Consider the following 19934-nt stretch of genomic DNA (forward strand, 5'->3'; position numbering starts at 1 on the left):
TTTTTACCGTTGCATCATGTCGCCCAATATGATGCTTGCTCGTACCAGGCCCCTGCCATTAACAGGGGCCTTTTTTTCTCCTGCATATTTCAGGCTGCCGCTGTGTTGGCCGCCTTGCTGCAACCTGAACTATTTTGGCGAAAACATGCTACGAGTAGGCCGGGTAAGGCGTAGACGCCACCCGGCAAAATACTACGGCTTCGTGGCAATCAACACCGCACGCATCGGCGCCGGATAGCCTTCCACGGTTTTGCTGTGGTCGGTTGGGTCGAGGAACTGCTCCAGCGATTCGGTGATCATCCAGTCGGTGCGGCGCTGCTCTTCTGTGGTGGTAACGCAGACGTCGGCGATGCGTACATCGACAAAACCACACTTCTCTAACCAGTTTTTCAACGCCAGCGCAGACGGAATAAAGTAGACATTGCGCATCTGCGCGTAGCGATCGCCCGGTACCAGCACGGTGTTCTCGTCACCGTCGACCACCAGCGTTTCCAGCACCAGTTCACCGTCTTTCACCAGCTGATCTTTTAACTGCCAGAGATGCTCCAGCGGCGAGCGGCGATGATACAGCACGCCCATGGAAAAGACGGTATCGAAGGCGTTAAGCGCGGGCAACTGTTCAATACCGAGCGGCAGCAGGTGGGCGCGCTGATCGTTGCCCAGCAGTTTACGAACCGCTTCGAACTGGCACAGGAACAGCTGCGTCGGGTCAATGCCGACTGCCAGATGCGCGCCTGCGCCAATCATGCGCCACATGTGATAACCGCTGCCGCAGCCCACGTCGAGAATAGTCCGCCCGGTCAGGTCGGACAGGTGCGGCAGAACGCGATCCCATTTCCAGTCTGAACGCCACTCGGTGTCAATGTTCACGCCATACAAAGAGAATGGACCTTTGCGCCATGGCATCAGGTTGCGCAGCAGGGTATCGATACGCTTGAGCTGGCCCGGGGTAAGCGGTGTTTCGCTTTCTGCCGTAACGCTGTGCAGCAGATCCAGCCTGTCAGGCGTCAGGGCCGGAAGAAACGCCACCGCGTTGGCCCATTGCTTATACAGGCCGTGCTGTTCGCGCTGCCAGGCGGCAATCTGCGCGGGCAAGGTTTCCAGCCAGTGGGAAAGCGCGTTTTTGGCAATCAGTTGATAAAAGTTACCAAAGTCGATCATGCCGGAACCTCAGCTTTCAGCGCCACCAGGGAACCAAAGTTAAAGCACTGGAACCAGAGTTCACTGTGTTCGAAACCCGCCTGACGCAGACGCGCCTTATGGGTTTCGACCGAGTCGGTGAGCATCACGTTTTCCAGCATGCTGCGCTTCTGGCTGATCTCCAGCTCGCTGTAGCCATTCGCGCGCTTAAAGTCATGGTGCATGTTAAACAGCAACTCGCCGACTTTCGCATCTTCGAAGCTGAATTTTTCCGACAGCACCAGCGCGCCGCCCGGCATCAGCCCCTGGTAAATCTTATCCAACAACGCCTGGCGCTCAACTGGCGCAAGGAATTGCAGGGTAAAATTCAGCACCACCATTGAGGCATTTTCGATGGCGATGGTGCGAATGTCGCCCTCCACCACATCCACAGGCGTCGGCGCTTTATACGCGTCAATATGACGGCGACAGCGTTCAATCATTGCCGGAGAGTTGTCGACGGCGATGATTTTGCAATTTTGATGCTGAATATTACGCCGCACAGAGAGCGTCGCCGCGCCAAGAGAGCAGCCCAGGTCGTAAACCTGCGTGTCAGGCTGCACAAAACGTTCGGCGAGCATGCCAATCATCGAAATGATATTGGAATAGCCGGGAACGGAGCGCTGGATCATATCCGGGAAGACTTCAGCTACCCGTTCATCAAAGGTCCAGTCGCCCAGACTGGCGATTGGCGCAGAAAAAAGCGTGTCGCGGTGAGACATAACGTAAAAATCCGGGAAAAATAAAGGGGCGTATTGTGCGCTAATGCAGGGAGAAAACCAACTCCCACGGCATATACCACAGGTTCGCCAGCACCATTAGCAACAGCGCGCACCAGGTGGCGCTCATGCCTGACCGACGCCAGCGGAACAGCCGCTGATGGAAACCGTAGTAATGCATCAGCCGACCGGCAAGCAGAATGATGCCGCACAGGTGCACCATCCACGTTTCTGCGCCATTCATTTCCATAAACAGCAGGAGCACCATCGCGATCGGAATATATTCTACCGCATTGCCATGGATACGAATGGCGCTCTGCAGTTCGCTAAAACCACCGTCGCCATAGGCAACGCGGTACTGCATTCGCAGACGGACGACATCAAATGAAAACTTAATTAACAGCAACGCACCTAATACGGCATATAGCGCGCTTACCATACAATGTCCCTTTTTGGCAGATGGCACGCCCTTATGATAGGGGGCAATTTCAGAAAAGAGAAGATTGCTGTGGGATGGAGGGTGCTGATCCGATCACTGGCAACACCGCGCGCAAATCTTCCCACAGGGTGTCGACCAGCTCCGGCGCCTGCGCGATATCCGGGGTGTGCAAAAAAAGATACGGCGTGGTGGTTTGCTCCCAGCGTGGCAGTTTCGTCAGCCAGTCGGCGAAAAACGATTGATTCTGCGCCATATCATCGCTGCCGATGAATCTCACCATCGGAGTGTTTGCTGTCACCAGCGCATGAACCGGCACTTTCGGCTTCTTGCGTTGGGCGTCGCGTATGGCTTCGGTGTGCGGGCGCGCCGCGTGGACCGGTCGGCTGTCGAGAATAACCCGGTTTACGCCGCGCTGATGCAGACCGCTGTTCAGCAACTGTTCCGCGTCGCCTTTGGCAAAAAATTCCGGATGACGAACCTCGACGCCGTAAGTGAAGCCCTTTGGCAGCGCGTCGAGAAACGACCAGAGGGCAGGAAGGTCCTGTGGGCCAAAGGTCGCGGGAAGCTGCAGCCAGTACTGCCCGATGCGCGTCTCCAGCGGGGACAGGCGGCTAAAAAATGCATGCGCCAGATCATCACAGTGGCGAAGAGCCGCCTGATGCGAAATGGTCGCCGGAAACTTAAAGCAGAAGCGAAAATCATCCGTGGTTTGCGCGTACCAGCGTTCGACAATCTCCGCCCTGGGAAGCGCGTACAGGGTGGTATTGCCCTCCACGCAATTAAAGTGGCGGGCATACTCTTCCAGACCGTTGATCCCCAGACGCACCCACTTGGGGTGCGACCATTGCGGCAGGCCGATGTATATCATAAGGCGCGAACGATCTCGTCCACGCTACGCACACGGGCGATACGCGGGAAGATGTGGGTCATGCTGCCCTGATGCTGTTCGGCGCTGGCCGCGCTGCAGGCGTCTTCGGCGATGATCAGGCTGAAACCCAGTTCCCAGGCGTTGCGGGCAGTTGATTCTACGCCGATATTGGTGGAGATACCGCACAGCACGACAGTGTCGATACCCCGACGGCGCAGTTGCAGTTCAAGGTCGGTCCCGTAAAAAGCGCCCCACTGGCGTTTGGTCACTTCCAGATCGCTTTCGGCTTTACCCAGCGCCTGCGGGTACGTCCACCAGTTTTCCGGCAGCGGGTGCGCGGGCGTCACGGCGTCAACGGGCTGTTTAAGCGCTTCGGCATAATCGTCGGACCAGCCAACGCGAACCATCACCACCGGCGAACCGTTGGCGCGAAACGCCTCCGCCAGGCGGGCAGCGCGCGTCACGACGTCAGTGGCGGAATGCGGGCCGCCAGCGAAGGGTAAAATCCCTTCCTGCAGGTCAATGACCACCAGGGCGGTGGTTTTAGCGTTCAGTTGCAGCATGATAACTCCCGTCGAAATTCAAAATTCCGTTACACCTTAATCGCGATTGCCCGTGTGACGGACGACAATTTTTGTTATTTTTTGTGAGAATACGCAATACCCGCGTACGAAACACGCGTACAGTCTGTAGCGGACTTATCGTCAGGCGGAATTTCCAGTATAATAGCCGCCTTTTTTCATCCAGTTGTGACATACAGTTAAAGCTGCGACAAAACAGCCTGCGGCTTATTAAGGGATATCTCATGCGTACAGAATATTGCGGACAGCTCCGTCAGTCCCACGTGGGGCAGCAGGTGACTCTGTGTGGTTGGGTCAACCGTCGTCGTGATCTTGGCAGCCTGATCTTTATCGATATGCGCGATCGTGAAGGCATCGTGCAGGTCTTTTTCGACCCGGATCGTGCGGACGCATTAAAGCTGGCCTCTGAACTGCGTAATGAGTTCTGCATTCAGGTGACGGGCACCGTGCGTGCGCGTGACGAGAAAAACGTCAACAGCGAGATGGCCACCGGCGAAATTGAAGTGCTGGCCTCCGATCTGACTATCATCAACCGCGCAGAATCGCTGCCGCTTGATTCAAACCACGTCAACACAGAAGAAGCGCGTCTGAAGTACCGTTATCTGGATCTGCGCCGTCCGGAAATGGCGCAGCGTCTGAAGACCCGCGCGAAAATCACCAGTCTGGTGCGCCGCTTTATGGACGATCACGGCTTCCTCGACATTGAGACGCCGATGCTGACCAAAGCCACGCCGGAAGGCGCGCGCGACTACCTGGTGCCGTCCCGCGTGCATAAAGGCAAATTCTACGCGCTGCCGCAGTCGCCGCAGCTGTTTAAGCAGTTGCTGATGATGTCCGGCTTTGACCGCTATTACCAGATCGTGAAATGCTTCCGCGACGAAGACCTGCGCGCTGACCGTCAGCCGGAATTTACCCAGATCGATGTGGAAACCTCCTTCATGACCGCCGAACAGGTGCGTGAAGTGATGGAAGCGTTGGTACGTAGCCTGTGGCTGGACGTGAAAGGCGTGGATCTGGGCGATTTCCCCATTATGACCTTTGCGGAAGCCGAGCGCCGCTACGGTTCCGACAAGCCGGATCTGCGCAACCCGATGGAGCTGGTGGACGTTGCCGATCTGCTGAAGTCCGTCGAATTCGCGGTATTCTCCGGCCCGGCGAACGATCCGAAAGGGCGCGTAGCCGCGCTGCGCGTACCCGGCGGCGCGGCGCTGAGCCGTAAGCAGATCGACGACTACGGTAACTTCATCAAGATCTATGGCGCAAAAGGTCTGGCCTACATTAAGGTCAATGAGCGCGCGAAGGGACTTGAAGGCATCAACAGCCCGGTCGCGAAATTCCTCAACGCGGAAATTGTTGACGCGATCCTCGAGCGCACCGCCGCCCAGGATGGCGATATGATCTTCTTCGGCGCGGACAACAAGAAAGTGGTGGCCGATGCGCTGGGCGCGCTGCGTCTGAAACTGGGTAAAGATCTGAATCTCACCGACGAAAGCAAGTGGGCGCCGCTGTGGGTGATCGACTTCCCGATGTTTGAAGACGACGGTGAAGGCGGTCTGACCGCAATGCACCACCCATTCACCTCGCCGAAAGACATGTCCGCCGCTGAGCTAAAAGCCGCGCCGGAAAATGCGGTCGCCAATGCCTACGACATGGTCATTAACGGTTACGAAGTGGGCGGCGGTTCCGTACGTATTCATAACGGCGAAATGCAGCAGACCGTGTTTGGCATTCTGGGGATTAACGAACAGGAACAGCGTGAGAAGTTCGGCTTCCTGCTGGATGCGCTGAAATACGGCACGCCGCCACATGCGGGTCTGGCATTTGGTCTGGATCGTTTGACCATGCTGCTGACCGGTACCGATAATATTCGTGACGTTATTGCCTTCCCGAAAACGACCGCCGCAGCCTGTCTGATGACCGAAGCGCCGAGCTTCGCGAACCCGGCAGCGCTGGCTGAGCTGGGTATCGACGTGGTCAAAAAGGCAGAGAAAAACTGATATGGCATACAAACAGCCTGTCTCGGTGTTAGTCGTAATCTATGCAAAAGACACCGGGAAAGTGCTGATGTTGCAGCGACGCGACGACCCGGATTTCTGGCAGTCGGTAACCGGAAGCCTTGAAGACGGTGAAACCGCGTCGCAAGCCGCCGTGCGTGAAGTAAAGGAAGAGGTCGCCATTGACGTTGCCGCTGAGCAACTGACCTTAATCGACTGTCAGCGCACGGTGGAGTTTGAGATTTTTTCACATTTACGTCATCGCTATGCGCCGGGCGTGGCGCGCAATACAGAATCCTGGTTCTGCCTTGCGTTGCCGCATGAGCGGCAGATTGTGTTCACCGAACACCTGACCTACCAGTGGCTTGATGCGCCCGCGGCGGCGGCGCTCACCAAGTCGTGGAGCAACCGGCAGGCGATTGAAGAATTTGTAATTAACATCGCCTGAAAAGGCATGCTTTTTGAGGAAATATTTATGGCAGGTCATAGTAAATGGGCCAACACCAGACATCGTAAAGCGGCGCAGGATGCTAAGCGCGGTAAAATCTTCACCAAAATCATTCGTGAACTGGTGACGGCTGCCAAACTGGGCGGTGGCGATCCGGACGCTAACCCACGTCTGCGCGCAGCGGTTGATAAAGCGCTGTCCAATAACATGACCCGTGACACCCTGAACCGCGCGATTGCCCGCGGTGTGGGCGGTGATGATGATGCCAACATGGAAACCATCATCTATGAAGGTTACGGTCCTGGCGGTACGGCAATCATGGTGGAATGCCTGTCTGACAACCGTAACCGTACTGTTGCGGAAGTGCGTCATGCGTTCAGCAAATGCGGCGGTAACCTGGGTACCGACGGTTCCGTGGCCTATCTGTTCAGCAAAAAAGGCGTGATCTCCTTTGAGCAGGGCGATGAAGACACCATTATGGAAGCGGCGCTGGAAGCGGGTGCGGAAGATGTGGTGACCTTCGACGACGGCGCGATTGACGTCTACACCGCGTGGGAAGATATGGGTAAAGTGCGTGACGCGCTGGAAGCCGCAGGTCTGAAAGCGGACAGCGCGGAAGTGTCTATGATCCCGTCAACCAAAGCGGACATGGATGCGGAAACCGCGCCAAAACTGCTGCGTCTGATCGACATGCTTGAAGATTGTGACGACGTGCAGGAAGTTTACCACAACGGTGAAATCTCTGATGAGGTTGCAGCTACCTTAGAATGATGTGGCTTAATCCCGTTACCACCGGAGGCGCGTGATGTCCATCATACTGGGTATTGACCCGGGCTCTCGCGTGACCGGCTATGGCGTAATTCGCCAGGTCGGCAGACAGCTGACCTATCTCGGTAGCGGCTGCATCCGTACGAAAGTGGACGACCTTCCGTCGCGCCTGAAGCTGATATACGCGGGCGTGACGGAAATCATCACCCAGTTTCAGCCAGACTACTTCGCTATTGAACAGGTGTTTATGGCGAAGAATGCGGACTCCGCGCTCAAGCTGGGGCAGGCGCGCGGCGTGGCGATTGTCGCAGCGGTCAACCAGGCGCTGCCGGTGTTTGAATATGCGGCGCGCCAGGTGAAGCAGACCGTGGTGGGCATCGGTAGCGCTGAGAAAAGCCAGGTGCAGCATATGGTGCGCACCTTGCTGAAACTCCCGGCCAATCCACAGGCCGATGCGGCGGATGCGCTGGCAATTGCCATCACTCACTGCCACGTCAGTCAGAATGCGATGCAAATAAGCGAGTCGCGTCTCAATCTTGCGCGAGGTCGTTTGCGATAATGACAAATGAGGCTGGATATCTATCCAGCCTTTTTTTATGATACAGCTTTATTTTTCGGCCCCAACGCAGGAGCGTAATGTGATAGGCAGACTCAGAGGCATTATTCTGGAAAAACAACCCCCGCTGGTGTTGCTTGAAGTGGGCGGCGTCGGTTACGAAGTGCATATGCCGATGACCTGTTTTTATGAGCTCCCGGAATCCGGAAAAGAAGCGACGGTCTTTACCCATTTTGTGGTGCGCGAAGACGCGCAACTGCTGTACGGTTTCAACAACAAGCAAGAGCGTACTCTGTTCAAAGAGTTGATTAAAACCAACGGCGTGGGGCCAAAACTGGCGCTGGCAATTCTCTCCGGGATGTCCGCACAGCAGTTCGTTAACGCCGTCGAGCGTGAAGATCCCGCCGCGCTGGTGAAGCTGCCCGGCATTGGCAAAAAAACCGCCGAACGCCTGATCGTCGAAATGAAGGACCGTTTCAAAGGTCTGCACGGCGATCTGTTTACCCCTGCGGCCGATCTGGTGCTGACCTCTCCGGCCAGCCCGGCGGTGGAAGACGCCGAGCAGGAAGCGGTTGCGGCGCTGGTGGCGCTGGGCTATAAACCTCAGGAAGCCAGCCGCATGGTGAGTAAAGTCGCTCGCCCGGACGCCAGCAGTGAAACACTGATCCGCGAAGCCCTGCGCGCCGCGTTATGAGGTAAAGGATGATAGAAGCAGATCGCCTGATTTCGGCAGGCGCCACCATTGCAGAAGAGGTGGCCGATCGTGCCATTCGCCCGAAATTACTGGATGAATATATTGGTCAACCGCAGGTGCGTTCGCAAATGGAGATATTTATCCAGGCGGCGAAACTACGCGGCGACGCGCTTGACCATCTGCTGATTTTTGGACCGCCGGGGCTTGGCAAAACCACGCTTGCGAATATCGTGGCAAATGAAATGGGCGTGAACCTGCGTACCACATCAGGCCCGGTGTTGGAGAAAGCCGGTGACCTGGCGGCGATGCTCACCAACCTGGAACCGCATGACGTACTGTTTATCGATGAGATCCATCGACTGTCGCCAGTGGTGGAAGAGGTGCTGTACCCGGCGATGGAAGACTATCAGCTGGACATTATGATCGGTGAAGGACCTGCAGCGCGCTCTATCAAAATCGATTTACCGCCGTTTACGCTGATTGGCGCGACAACCCGCGCCGGATCGTTGACTTCGCCGCTGCGCGACCGCTTTGGTATCGTCCAGCGCCTTGAGTTTTATCAGGTGCCCGATCTTCAGCATATTGTGGGCCGCAGCGCTCGCTTTATGGGGCTTGAGATGAGCGATGACGGGGCGCTGGAAGTCGCGCGACGCGCGCGCGGTACGCCGCGTATTGCCAACCGCTTGCTCAGACGCGTCCGTGATTTCGCCGAAGTGAAGCATGATGGCACGATTTCAGCGGATATTGCCGCCCAGGCGCTGGACATGCTGAATGTCGATGCGGAAGGGTTTGATTATATGGACCGCAAGCTATTGCTGGCGGTGATTGATAAGTTCTTTGGCGGTCCGGTCGGTCTCGATAACCTGGCGGCGGCAATCGGTGAAGAGCGCGAAACCATTGAAGATGTGCTGGAGCCGTATTTAATTCAGCAGGGCTTTTTGCAACGTACGCCACGCGGAAGAATGGCGACGGTGCGGGCCTGGAACCATTTTGGTATCACCCCGCCGGAAATGCCTTAAATCTGCTGAGTGACGCCTGATGGCGTCATCCTTATCAGGTCTGGAACGGCGAAATAAAGCCTGTGCTTTTGTGCGGTGTTTTTCCTGAAGAAGATGGCGGGAGCTTACTGCGCCCGTTGTCGACCCCCGGTCGGGGGTTCTCATCCCCCCGGAATGTGCAATATGCGAAAAAAAAGCCCATACTTTCGTACGGGCGCTTTCTCAAATATGGCGGTGAGGGGGGGATTGACTCGCTTCGCTCGCCCTACGGGCAGCCCGTTCGCTGCGCGTCCGGTCTGTCCAACGGGCGGCGCCCATTGTCGACCCCGGTCGGGGGTTCTCATCCCCCCGGAATGTGCAATATGCGAAAAAAAAAGCCCATACTTTCGTACGGGCGCTTTCTCAAATATGGCGGTGAGGGGGGGATTCGAACCCCCGATACGTTGCCGTATACACACTTTCCAGGCGTGCTCCTTCAGCCACTCGGACACCTCACCAAATTGTCGCTCCGCGTTACCGGAACGGGCGCTAATTTAGGGAAATACCGCGCCTGCGTCAATCAACTTTTCGCAAAAACCGTGCGTTTACACAAACTTCCACCAACATGCAGCTTAATTGAGCGGAAACTGCTTTTTTTGCCAGCGTCCGGGAATTTGCTATGCTGAACATCCTTTTGAAAACGATGATAATAAGTGCGCCCGATGCCGCACAACAACCCGCAGGAGTCAGTATGGATATCATTTTTTATCACCCTACGTTTGATACCCCCTGGTGGATCACCGCACTGGAAAACGCTATCCCAAACGCAAAAGTGAGGGCGTGGAAACCGGGCGATAACGATCCGGCGGACTACGCCCTGGTCTGGCATCCGCCTGTCGAAATGCTTGAAGGTCGCAGACTGAAGGCGGTATTTGCACTCGGTGCGGGAGTGGACTCGATACTCAGCAAACTCAAAGCCCATCCCAACATGCTTGACCCGGCAATCCCGCTATTTCGCCTGGAAGATACCGGAATGGGCCTGCAAATGCAGGAATATGCGGTCAGTCAGGTGCTGCACTGGTTCCGACGTTTTGACGATTACCAGGCGCTAAAAAATCAGCGCCAGTGGCAACCGCTACCGGAATACAGCCGCGAGGAATTTACCGTCGGCATCATGGGGGCGGGCGTGCTGGGGGCGAAAGTCGCCGAAAGCCTGCAGGTCTGGGGATTTCCGCTACGCTGCTGGAGCCGCAGCCGCAAATCCTGGCCAGGCGTGGAGAGCTTTGCCGGAACAGAAGAGCTTGGCGCGTTTCTCAGCCAGACGCGCGTGTTAATCAACCTATTGCCCAATACCGCAGAAACGGTCGGCATTATTAATGGCGAACTGCTGGATCAATTGCAGGACGGCGCTTATGTACTTAACCTCGCGCGGGGCGTACATGTCAATGAAGACGATTTGTTAGACGCGCTGAACCGCGAAAAATTGAAAGGTGCCATGCTCGATGTGTTCAGTCGTGAACCGCTCCCTGCCGACAGCCCGCTATGGGCGCATCCCCGGGTGGCAATGACGCCGCATGTGGCTGCAGTGACACGTCCGGCGGAAGCCGTCGCGTATATCTCGCGCACTATTCAGCAACTCGAAAATGGCGAAACGGTCAGCGGACAGGTCGATCGCACGCGAGGTTATTAACGCCAGCCCGGCTTGCGCCGGGTTAACGCTAATAAACGTGGGCGATTCCTGCTATCCTTGTCGAAAAATGACTACAGGAGAGAGACATGTATCCCGTTGACCTGCATATGCATACCGTTGCCAGCACCCATGCCTACAGTACCCTCAGTGATTATATCGCGCAGGCGAAACGCCAGGGGCTGAAGCTGTTTGCGATCACCGATCATGGCCCGGATATGGCGGATGCGCCGCACCACTGGCATTTTATCAACATGCGTATCTGGCCGCGACTGGTGGATGGGGTAGGGATCCTGCGAGGCATTGAAGCGAATATCAAGAATGTCGACGGTGAAATTGACTGCACCGGCCCCATGCTCACTTCACTGGATCTGATCATCGCCGGGTTTCATGAGCCGGTTTTTGCGCCACATGATGAAGCCACGCATACCCAGGCAATGATCAACACCATGGCCAGCGGTGTGGTGCATATCATTAGTCACCCGGGTAACCCAAAATATCCGGTCGATATCACCGCCATCGCCGAAGCCGCGGCAAAGAATCAGGTGGCGCTGGAAATTAACAACTCCTCCTTCCTGCACTCCCGGAAGGGCAGCGAAGCCAACTGTCGCGCCGTGGCTGCTGCGGTACGCGATGCCGGAGGTTGGGTTGCGCTGGGTTCCGATTCCCATACCGCTTTTACCATGGGCGACTTCGGTGAGTGCCGTAAGATCCTGGATGATGTGGGCTTCCCTGAAGAGCGCATTTTAAACGTGACGCCGAGACGGTTGCTGAATTTCCTTGAGACCCGCGGAATGGCGCCCATTCCAGAGTTTGCAGACCTTTAATCACCACTGACTGGACGATTTTGATGAACGAGTTTTCTATCCTGTGCCGCGTGCTGGGATCGTTGTATTACCGCCAACCCCAGGATCCGTTGCTGGTTCCGCTTTTTACCCTTATTCGCGAGGGCAAGCTGTCGGCTAACTGGCCGCTTGAGCAGGACGAACTGTTAAGCCGTTTGCAGAAGAGTTGTGACATGTCGCAGCTGGCGGCGGATTATAACGCGCTGTTTGTCGGCTCGGAGTGTTCGGTGCCGCCATACCGTAGCGCATGGGTAGAAGGGGCAACGGAAGCGGAAGTGCGCGCATTTTTGTCTGCGCGCGGGATGCCGCTTGCTGATACGCCCGCCGATCATATTGGAACTCTGCTGCTGGCGGCCTCATGGCTGGAAGATCAATCAGCGGAAGATGAAAGCGAAGCGCTGGAAACCTTGTTCGCTGATTACATCCTGCCGTGGTGCGGCACTTTTCTGGGGAAAGTGGAAGCCCATGCGGTTACCCCGTTTTGGCGGACAATGGCGCCCCTTACCCGTGACGCTATCGGTGCGATGTGGGATGAATTAGAGGAAGAGTCTGGCGAGTAATGTGATCTAAATCACTTTAGTTTTGTAACGTACGAATCTTGTTGCATGATTTGTGTGCGCGATCTCATTCATCATGTCGTTTTCTGCTATGATGCGCGGCATGAACATACTTCTCTGTATTGCAATTACGACGGGCATCCTCTCCGGGATTTGGGGATGGGTGGCCGTTTCTCTTGGTTTACTGAGCTGGGCCGGTTTTTTGGGCTGTACAGCCTATTTTGCCTGCCCGCAGGGCGGACTGAAAGGCCTCGTTATCTCGGCCTCAACGCTGTTAAGCGGGGTGGTGTGGGCGTTGGTCATTATTCACGGCAGCGCACTGACGCCGCATCTAGAGATCGTTGGCTACGTCATGACTGGCGTCGTGGCGTTTCTGATGTGCATCCAGGCGAGGCAGGTGCTGTTATCGTTTGTGCCTGGAACCTTTATTGGCGCTTGCGCCACGTTTGCCGGACAGGGCGACTGGCGGCTGGTATTGCCCTCGCTGGCGGTGGGGCTGCTGTTTGGCTTCGCGATGAAAAACAGTGGATTGTGGCTGGCTTCGCGCCGCGAAAGGCAGAATGTGCAAACGGTCATCAGTAAATGAGCAGCGCCTGATGGCGCTGCGCTGTCATCCAACAGTGAAATGTTCATCATGACTCTGGCGGTACCGACATATGTCGATATTTCACCAGAATATCATTCTGCCTCTCCGCTTTATTCTGCAAATCCCAAAGCCCACGGTCGATGCCATCGTTTATCAGGAAAATGACGCCGGTCTCTATAGCTGACATCAGACACAGCATCACCGGTTCATTGGAGGTATAGCCGATTTCGCCCTCCAGCAACCGCTGATAGTCAATGAAGCGGAATACGCCCGCCTGGACTTCATAAGACAAAATCGTCTTGCTGGTATTAACAGAGGAGAGGATCTCGCCGGTGCTGACGTTAACCACCCGCAGATTCACGGCAATCTGATCCAACTGATACTGCGTATCGGCGCCAATACCAAAATAGCGCGCCCCCGCGCCGCCCGACTTCACGTTACTCTCATAGCCGATAATCGAACCTTCAACCATAATATTCGCGGCGGTTAACGACTGAAGCGGGATCCGGTTATTGATCGCGACGGTACCGTTTTCCTGTGCGGCGCGAATGATCTTGCGTTCGTTAAGCAGATTCTGCAGCCCCTGGCGCTCAAGCGGGATAAACCAGCGGGAATCCTTTAAGGCCGTTACCAGCATTGCAGTGGCGCTCTGGGGGACCGCAGTGGAAAAGTTACTGGCCGGGTAGGGTTTAAACTGACCGGTTTCATCCTGAATGTTATAGACCGAGACGTAAATTTTGCCGGTGGGCGCAGGTAAATGCGTTAAGTCCTTATAGCTCTGCGCACGGGGCATTAATGTCGGCTTCGCCGCTTCTTTGGGCGGCGCGGTTAAACACCCGCTGAGCAATGTCACGGCGATCAAAATTATTAAGCGCTGCATGATGAATTCCTTACGCGGCTAATGCCTAGAAGTCGGTGGATTGCGACTGTAAACCTGACACTTCGATGGTCGAGGTTTTGCCTGTTTTTCGGTCCGTGACGTTTAGCTGCAATTGCCCATCCCGGTTGGCGATATCCACAATAAAATCGTTGGTCACCATTCTTCCGGGCTTACCGGTATTGATATTGGTAAGTAAGCCACCTAAAATTTGCGACTGAATTGCCTGCGTGAAATTATCCAGCGCGGACGGCGTTTCTATTCCGAAATCATCATCATAACTTGGGGCTTTGTATGAATTCTGCGCCTGTGCGCTGTTCAGTAAAAAAGAACCGTTATTAGGGTTTCCACCAAAATTGGGATTACGGAATTGAAATGTCATATTTCCGGCCCAACTTAAGGGTGAAATAAGCATGAGTGCAACTACTGCATGTTTGACAGACATGACAGCCTCCGGACAAGAAAGTTATTTAGAATTCATCGTGTGTTAAATCGCTGGTGCTCAATAGCGTTTTATCTATTTGCCGACGGTTTAACGCTTCTTCCGTTTGCGCAAGGGCAAAGACCACCGTTTTTTCAAAATCTCTTTTCGTTGGAAATAAAAAAGTCTGAAAAATAACGTCCTGATTAACCGTTATGGTGATCCAGCTTCCCCAGCGCGCGCTGGGACGCTCGTTAATGGTTAAATTGCCTGTATACTCGCTTTCCCATTTTTCGCTGAATGCGCGATAAAAATCGTGCCCGACAGACGAAACGGTATGGTCCGTGATCAGGCCGGGTACTTCCACTTCAACAGCCTGTAGGTTCGCGTTAGCAAGCAAAAGGTGTGCGATAATCAGCCAGGTTATTGCGCGTTTCATGGGCTAGCGCCTGAGGTTATCGTTTGCCCACGACACCGCCTGAGTCCGGTTTTTAACAGCTATCTTTTTGAAAAGATTATAAAGATGCGTTTTCACCGTGTTTTCACTGATGAACAATGAGCGGGCGATTTCGATATTAGAAGCGCCAATTCGTAGCTTGTTGAGGATCTCTTTTTCACGATGCGTTAGCAGCGTTGACTCGGTACCGTTATAGCGGTAATGACCGGAATGGGTAATGAGGTAACTGGCCAGTTTCTGCGAAAAATAGCATTCGCCCCGCAGAATACACTGCAGACCATGCACCACGCGTTCTTGATCGTCGGAGACGTAAAACACACCGTTAATATGCGGCCAGCTTTCGATATCCCGGAAAGGATATTCGTCAGGCGTGTTTAATAAGAGCGTTTTTATCGCGTTGTTTTTTCTGCTTAAATTATCCTGCCAATAGTGAATAAGCTTCTTATCCGCTTCCATCATATCCACTAACACAATACCGTTAGACGAAATATCTTCCAGAGAACGCTGTATATTATGCAGTTTCCCGTTTATCGCCAGCGACTGCTTTAAATGTTGCAATAAAGCTGTTGCCTGCAGGGAAGGTTTGGTTATTAACAATAATGTAGGACTATGAATACTATGGACTTCATTAAACATGATGAAACCCCACTTTTATTAGTCGCACATCTGACAGCTGCCTGATAAAAATTGAAGGCACCAGAAGTACTGACAGATGTTGCACTGCTGTGTGTAGAAAAAGAGTAGAATCAGCCCGAATGGGACAAAATAGTAATACCAATGAATGACTGCTGGATTTCAATCTAGCTATTACAAATCTTAAAGCAAGTGTTAAACGTGTAACAAGATGTAAAATTATATATTAATTTATGATTTAGTCCTGAATTATACGTTCAGAATTGAGAGGAAAGTTGTACAGGGGAAAATAATTGCACACATTTAAAAAATCATACAAATTAACTTAATCCTTTGTTTTATAATGATATTAATTCGGATCTAACGGATTTTTTCTCTCTGCGTCAATTCCATTTTGACGATCGCGCTTGCCGATCAACGTAAACCACAGAAAAACGGCGGGCCTGTAACGACTTGTTCAGCTTTTTCTGTGCCTAACGGGTTACAACGCCAGTAATGGGATCACCAGAGCGATGAATGCCAGCACCATTCAGGGTGCCGAAATGAAGCAAAAAATAATCTACGGAGCAAAACACCTGACGCAATGCGAATTCATACTTTGGTGTGAGCGAGGATAACAAAATACAACTGGTGGGTGAGTTATTTAAAATGTTTCCCCGGACATACTCTTCATCGTAACGCGGCGTTAACAAATTAGGTCTGCCGTTAACAATAATTCCTGCGGGTATTATTGAATTGATATAACGCCAGGTCCAAGGTGATAACATGAAGAAGACAGTCTTATTTGCGATATTAACAATGCTGGGCGCGCCTGGGATTGCCACCGCGACCAGTTATGACTTAGCTGGCTCGGAATATAACTTTGCGGTGAATGAATTAAGCAAATCTTCATTTAATCAGGCTGCCATAATTGGTCAGGTCGGTACGGAGAACAATGCAAAGATACGCCAGCAGGGATCTAAACTTTTATCGGTTATTTCGCAAGAAGGCGGAAATAACCGCGCAAAGGTGGAACAGTCCGGAGCGTATAACATTGCTTATATCGATCAGACGGGACAGGGCAATGATGCCAGTATTTCGCAAAATCAATACGGCAATAGCGCGATGATTATCCAGAAAGGCTCGGGTAATAAAGCGAATATTACGCAATACGGTACGCAGAAATCAGCAGTTGTTGTGCAGAGACAGTCGCATATGGCTATTCGCGTGACTCAACGCTAATACCTGAGCGACAATTAAATCAATCCGATGGGGGTTTACCATGAAACTTGTACAAGTGGCAGCATTTGCAGCAATCGTCGTTTCTGGCAGTGCGCTGGCGGGTTCCGTTCCACAATGGGGTGGCGGCGGTAATCACGGCGGCGGCAACGGTAACAGCTCTGGCCCGGAATCGACCCTGAGCATCTATCAGTCCGGGGTGAATAACGCTGCGCTTGCTCTGCAAAGCGATGCGCGTAAATCGGATACCACCATTCATCAAAATGGCGTTGCTAACGGCGCCGACGTCGGCCAGGGGGCTGACAACAGCACCATCGATCTGACCCAGAGTGGATTCCGTAACAACGCGACCATCGATCAGTGGAACGCCAAAAACTCGGATATTACTGTCAGCCAGTATGGTGGGCAGAACGCTGCGCTGGTGAACCAGACGGCGTCTGATTCCAGCGTGCTGGTGTCACAGGCTGGCTTTGGCAACAACGCGACGGCCAACCAATACTGATTCAGCCAGTCGCTGAACAATAAACAGGGCGTAAGCCCTGTTTTTTTTGCGAGGTCTCTATGCAAACGGTTCTTCTTCTGGCCGCCTTGTCCAGCCAGATCACCTTTTCCACCCATCAACAGGGCGAGATGTACACCATTATTCCGCAGGTCACATTGACGCAACCCTGTCTCTGCCAGATACAAATTCTGACCCTTCGGGAAGGCCTCGCCGGGCGAAGCCAGTCAACGCAAAAAAAGACGCTTTCTTTACCAGCTAATCAAGCCATTGATTTGACGAAACTGAGCTTAACTATTTCACCACAGGACACCGTTAAAATAGTTGTTACTGTTTCTGACGGACAGTCACTGCATTTATCACAACAATGGCCGCCCTCTGCGACATCGTCATAAATTGCTGATTATTTGTACATTTTTGAGTGGCGGAGGTGGGTTTGCTGGACTATGAATAGAGTAACGCAGATGGCGTTACTCCCGTACCCGGCAATCGCAGCAGTAAGGGAAAACATAACCCTCAAGGATGAATGATCATTGAGGAAATCACAATGCAGCTTTCTGTCACTGTACTAAAAACCGTTTTAACTCTTAGTCTCTTTTCTCTCTTTTCTCTCTTTTCCGCCGTCGCGATCGCTGATGCAGACCACCAGGGGGGCGTCATACGTTTTACCGGTCAGATTGTCGAGCCGCCATGCGAGGTGGATCGCGTTCAACACCGCTTTGCGCTGTCCTGCAATCGCGGAGGGCAAATCCACACTCAGTACTATTCACCACAGGAATTGATCAACGCCCCTCACCATTTTAAACAGATCGCGTCTGTCAACATGCAGTACATTGATAAAAACAAAACGCTCGCGGTGATGAACATCAATTACCGTTAACAATGACAACGGAATCTCTGCACGAAAAAGGCGATTTCACTGGGTGGCCTGCTGTACACTTGAAAAAGAACGTTCTGCAAGGAGAACCTATGGAATCGCGTATTCATGTTATTCACGGCGATATCACCACCGTCGCTGTTGATGTGATCGTTAACGCCGCTAACGCGTCGCTGATGGGCGGCGGCGGGGTTGATGGGGCCATTCACCGTGCAGCCGGTCCGGAACTGCTGGAGGCCTGCATGAAGGTCCGGCAACAACAGGGCGATTGTCCAACCGGACACGCGGTCATTACCGCTGCAGGACGTCTACCGGCGAAGGCGGTGATACATACGGTCGGCCCGGTCTGGCGCGGCGGTGAGCATAATGAAGCGCAACTGCTGCATGACGCTTACTTCAACAGTCTGAATCTGGCGCTGGCGAATGGGTATCAGTCGATTGCCTTTCCGGCCATCAGCACTGGCGTCTATGGCTATCCGCGGGCGGCGGCGGCAGAAATTGCGGTGAACACAGTTTCAGACTTCATCACCCGTCGCGCTTCACCGGAGCAGATATACTTTGTCTGTTATGACGAAGAAACTACCCGACTTTACCAGCGTTTACTCACCCAACAAGGCGACGAATGAGTTGACCCGGCTCGCGCATGCCATTATCCCTGTATGTGAGCGTCATCCGGGGAAGTGCGGCATCCTGGCGCTGGACGACAGCCTTGATGCGTTTGCGGCCCGTTATCGGCTAGCCGAAATGGCGGAGCGCACGCTCGATATCCAGTATTACATCTGGGAAAATGATATGTCAGGGCGACTCCTGTTCGCAGTCCTGCTGGCGGCGGCGAGACGCGGGGTTCACGTCCGCCTGCTGCTGGACGATAACAACACGCCTGGCCTTGACGATACGCTGCAACTGCTTGACGGCCATCCGAATATTGAAGTCCGCCTGTTTAATCCTTTCTCCTTTCGCATGCTGCGGGCGCTGGGCTATCTGACCGATTTCGCCAGACTTAACCGCCGGATGCATAATAAAAGCTTCACCGTGGATGGCGTTGTGACGCTGGTCGGCGGGCGTAACGTTGGCGATGCCTATTTTGGCGCCGGGCAGGAACCGCTGTTTTCCGATCTCGACGTAATGGCTATTGGCCCGGTGGTGCAGGATGTTGCCGATGATTTCGAGCGCTACTGGCGCTGCGGATCGGTTTCGACGCTAAAGTCTGTGCTTTCGCTTTCCGAGCAAGAGATCACTGAACGGATAGAGCTTCCGGAATCCTGGTATAACGATGAGATCACGCGCCGTTATCTGCATAAGCTGGAAACCAGCCAGTTTATGTCGCAGCTTGAACACGCCTCGCTCCCGCTGATTTGGGCGAAAACCCGGCTGCTTAGCGATGATCCGGCAAAAGGAGAGGGAAAAGCGCAGCGTCACTCGCTGTTGCCGCAGCGATTATTCGACGTGATGGGATCGCCCGAGGAGCGGATTGACATTATATCCGCCTATTTTGTGCCGACCCGGGCGGGTGTCGCTCAACTGCTGCAACTGGTGAGAAAAGGCGTCAGGATAGCGATTCTGACTAACTCGCTGGCGGCCAATGATGTTGCCGTGGTCCATGCCGGTTACGCCCGCTGGCGGAAAAAACTGTTGCGCTATGGCGTCGAATTGTACGAACTCAAGCCTACCCGGGAGCACGAAACGGTGGTGCACGATCGGGGGTTGACCGGTAATTCCGGCTCCAGCCTGCACGCTAAAACCTTCAGTATTGACGGGCGCAACGTGTTCATCGGCTCTCTCAATTTTGACCCGCGCTCGACGCTGCTGAATACCGAGATGGGATTTGTTATCGAAAGCGATTCGCTGGCGACCTTAATTCATAAGCGCTTTACTGAAAGCCAGCGCAACGCCGCCTGGCAGTTGCGCCTCGATCGCTGGGGGCGCATTAACTGGGTCGACCACCAGAACGACCGGGAAGTCGTGCTAAAAAAAGAACCCGCAACCGGGTTCTGGAAGCGGGTTCTGGTGCGACTGGCGACCATTTTGCCTGTCGAATGGCTACTGTAACCGGG

General features: G+C 53.9%; 25 protein-coding genes and 1 tRNA gene. 16 read left to right on the forward strand and 10 right to left on the reverse strand.

Annotated elements, in window-relative coordinates:
* Positions 1-192: 192 nt before the first annotated feature.
* Genes cmoB through OGY07_RS05310 form a run of 5 tightly spaced genes read right to left on the reverse strand, consistent with a single transcriptional unit; the run spans position 193 to position 3768 of the window.
* A complete protein-coding gene (gene cmoB, locus OGY07_RS05290; RefSeq protein WP_042283873.1) occupies positions 193-1161 on the reverse strand; it encodes a tRNA 5-methoxyuridine(34)/uridine 5-oxyacetic acid(34) synthase CmoB in 969 nt (322 codons plus the stop codon).
* Entirely contained in the window at positions 1158-1901 is a 744-nt protein-coding gene (gene cmoA, locus OGY07_RS05295) for a carboxy-S-adenosyl-L-methionine synthase CmoA (RefSeq protein WP_042283870.1), read from the reverse strand. The genes cmoB and cmoA overlap by 4 nt, the downstream gene beginning before the upstream one ends.
* A gap of 40 nt (positions 1902-1941) precedes the next feature.
* Positions 1942-2337, reverse strand: coding sequence for an MAPEG family protein (locus OGY07_RS05300; protein ID WP_042283868.1), 396 nt, complete (start codon positions 2335-2337; stop codon positions 1942-1944).
* Positions 2338-2386: 49 nt separating this feature from the next.
* Entirely contained in the window at positions 2387-3205 is an 819-nt protein-coding gene (locus OGY07_RS05305; RefSeq protein ID WP_042283866.1) for a DUF72 domain-containing protein, read from the reverse strand.
* Positions 3202-3768, reverse strand: a complete 567-nt coding sequence (locus OGY07_RS05310; RefSeq protein WP_060571374.1) for a hydrolase — start codon at positions 3766-3768, stop codon at positions 3202-3204. Before OGY07_RS05310 ends, OGY07_RS05305 begins: the two co-directional genes overlap by 4 nt.
* 242 nt (positions 3769-4010) lie before the next feature.
* On the opposite strand from OGY07_RS05310, the gene aspS reads away from it, so the two are divergent.
* The 6 genes from aspS to ruvB all read left to right on the forward strand — a co-directional run bounded on the left by aspS (position 4011) and on the right by ruvB (position 9265).
* Complete coding sequence (aspS, locus tag OGY07_RS05315) at positions 4011-5783, forward strand: aspartate--tRNA ligase (protein WP_042283861.1); 1773 nt, start codon at positions 4011-4013, stop codon at positions 5781-5783.
* A 1-nt stretch (position 5784) separates the two neighbouring features.
* Positions 5785-6228, forward strand: a complete 444-nt coding sequence (gene nudB, locus OGY07_RS05320) for a dihydroneopterin triphosphate diphosphatase (RefSeq protein WP_042283858.1) — start codon at positions 5785-5787, stop codon at positions 6226-6228.
* Between the two features lie 27 nt (positions 6229-6255).
* A complete protein-coding gene (locus OGY07_RS05325; RefSeq protein WP_042283855.1) occupies positions 6256-6999 on the forward strand; it encodes a YebC/PmpR family DNA-binding transcriptional regulator in 744 nt (247 codons plus the stop codon).
* Positions 7000-7033: 34 nt separating this feature from the next.
* Entirely contained in the window at positions 7034-7555 is a 522-nt protein-coding gene (ruvC, locus tag OGY07_RS05330; RefSeq protein ID WP_286599134.1) for a crossover junction endodeoxyribonuclease RuvC, read from the forward strand.
* 79 nt (positions 7556-7634) lie between these two features.
* Positions 7635-8246 carry a Holliday junction branch migration protein RuvA gene (gene ruvA / locus OGY07_RS05335; RefSeq protein ID WP_042284736.1) on the forward strand — a complete coding sequence of 204 codons (612 nt, stop codon included), beginning with the start codon at positions 7635-7637 and terminating at the stop codon, positions 8244-8246.
* Positions 8247-8254: 8 nt separating this feature from the next.
* Complete coding sequence (gene ruvB, locus OGY07_RS05340) at positions 8255-9265, forward strand: Holliday junction branch migration DNA helicase RuvB (protein WP_042283850.1); 1011 nt, start codon at positions 8255-8257, stop codon at positions 9263-9265.
* Between the two features lie 388 nt (positions 9266-9653).
* Here ruvB and OGY07_RS05345 read toward each other — a convergent pair.
* Positions 9654-9741: transfer RNA gene (locus OGY07_RS05345), tRNA-Ser, on the reverse strand.
* A gap of 233 nt (positions 9742-9974) precedes the next feature.
* Between OGY07_RS05345 and ghrA the strand changes: the two genes are divergently transcribed.
* From ghrA to OGY07_RS05365, 4 genes are all read left to right on the forward strand, one after another.
* The gene (gene ghrA / locus OGY07_RS05350) at positions 9975-10913 is read left to right on the forward strand and encodes a glyoxylate/hydroxypyruvate reductase GhrA (RefSeq protein ID WP_060571371.1); all 939 of its coding nucleotides are present in this window, start codon (positions 9975-9977) and stop codon (positions 10911-10913) included.
* Between the two features lie 86 nt (positions 10914-10999).
* Positions 11000-11737, forward strand: coding sequence for a phosphatase (locus tag OGY07_RS05355; RefSeq protein ID WP_286599141.1), 738 nt, complete (start codon positions 11000-11002; stop codon positions 11735-11737).
* Between the two features lie 23 nt (positions 11738-11760).
* Entirely contained in the window at positions 11761-12315 is a 555-nt protein-coding gene (locus tag OGY07_RS05360; protein WP_205612133.1) for a TorD/DmsD family molecular chaperone, read from the forward strand.
* A 100-nt stretch (positions 12316-12415) separates the two neighbouring features.
* Complete coding sequence (locus tag OGY07_RS05365) at positions 12416-12898, forward strand: DUF1097 domain-containing protein (RefSeq protein ID WP_131729058.1); 483 nt, start codon at positions 12416-12418, stop codon at positions 12896-12898.
* Positions 12899-12944: 46 nt separating this feature from the next.
* Here the strand turns inward: OGY07_RS05365 and csgG are convergent, their stop codons facing one another.
* The 4 genes from csgG to csgD are packed head-to-tail and all read right to left on the reverse strand — an operon-like array spanning position 12945 to position 15289.
* On the reverse strand, positions 12945-13778 hold the full coding sequence (csgG, locus tag OGY07_RS05370) for a curli production assembly/transport protein CsgG (protein ID WP_042283829.1): 834 nt from the start codon (positions 13776-13778) through the stop codon (positions 12945-12947).
* 25 nt (positions 13779-13803) lie between these two features.
* Positions 13804-14220 carry a curli production assembly/transport protein CsgF gene (gene csgF, locus OGY07_RS05375; RefSeq protein WP_286599149.1) on the reverse strand — a complete coding sequence of 139 codons (417 nt, stop codon included), beginning with the start codon at positions 14218-14220 and terminating at the stop codon, positions 13804-13806.
* 25 nt (positions 14221-14245) lie between these two features.
* A complete protein-coding gene (gene csgE, locus OGY07_RS05380; protein WP_199957792.1) occupies positions 14246-14635 on the reverse strand; it encodes a curli production assembly/transport protein CsgE in 390 nt (129 codons plus the stop codon).
* A gap of 3 nt (positions 14636-14638) precedes the next feature.
* The gene (gene csgD, locus OGY07_RS05385; protein WP_042283821.1) at positions 14639-15289 is read right to left on the reverse strand and encodes a biofilm master transcriptional regulator CsgD; all 651 of its coding nucleotides are present in this window, start codon (positions 15287-15289) and stop codon (positions 14639-14641) included.
* Positions 15290-16051: 762 nt separating this feature from the next.
* Here csgD and csgB point away from each other — a divergent pair.
* The 6 genes from csgB to OGY07_RS05415 all read left to right on the forward strand — a co-directional run bounded on the left by csgB (position 16052) and on the right by OGY07_RS05415 (position 19929).
* On the forward strand, positions 16052-16507 hold the full coding sequence (gene csgB, locus OGY07_RS05390; protein ID WP_042283819.1) for a curli minor subunit CsgB: 456 nt from the start codon (positions 16052-16054) through the stop codon (positions 16505-16507).
* Between the two features lie 40 nt (positions 16508-16547).
* Positions 16548-17006: a curli major subunit CsgA gene (gene csgA, locus OGY07_RS05395; protein WP_042283817.1), complete on the forward strand. Its 459-nt coding sequence runs from the start codon at positions 16548-16550 to the stop codon at positions 17004-17006.
* Between the two features lie 59 nt (positions 17007-17065).
* Complete coding sequence (gene csgC, locus OGY07_RS05400) at positions 17066-17398, forward strand: curli assembly chaperone CsgC (protein WP_042283815.1); 333 nt, start codon at positions 17066-17068, stop codon at positions 17396-17398.
* A gap of 152 nt (positions 17399-17550) precedes the next feature.
* The gene (locus tag OGY07_RS05405; RefSeq protein WP_286599154.1) at positions 17551-17883 is read left to right on the forward strand and encodes a YmdA family protein; all 333 of its coding nucleotides are present in this window, start codon (positions 17551-17553) and stop codon (positions 17881-17883) included.
* Between the two features lie 89 nt (positions 17884-17972).
* Positions 17973-18506 (forward strand): O-acetyl-ADP-ribose deacetylase, encoded by a 534-nt coding sequence (gene ymdB, locus OGY07_RS05410; RefSeq protein ID WP_060571364.1) that lies wholly within the window; start codon positions 17973-17975, stop codon positions 18504-18506.
* On the forward strand, positions 18448-19929 hold the full coding sequence (locus tag OGY07_RS05415) for a phospholipase D family protein (protein WP_286599157.1): 1482 nt from the start codon (positions 18448-18450) through the stop codon (positions 19927-19929). Before ymdB ends, OGY07_RS05415 begins: the two co-directional genes overlap by 59 nt.
* The last annotated feature ends 5 nt before the right edge of the window (positions 19930-19934 follow it).

This window comes from Citrobacter sp. Cs237 (assembly GCF_030332325.1).
Taxonomy (GTDB): Bacteria; Pseudomonadota; Gammaproteobacteria; order Enterobacterales; family Enterobacteriaceae; genus Citrobacter_A; species Citrobacter_A sedlakii.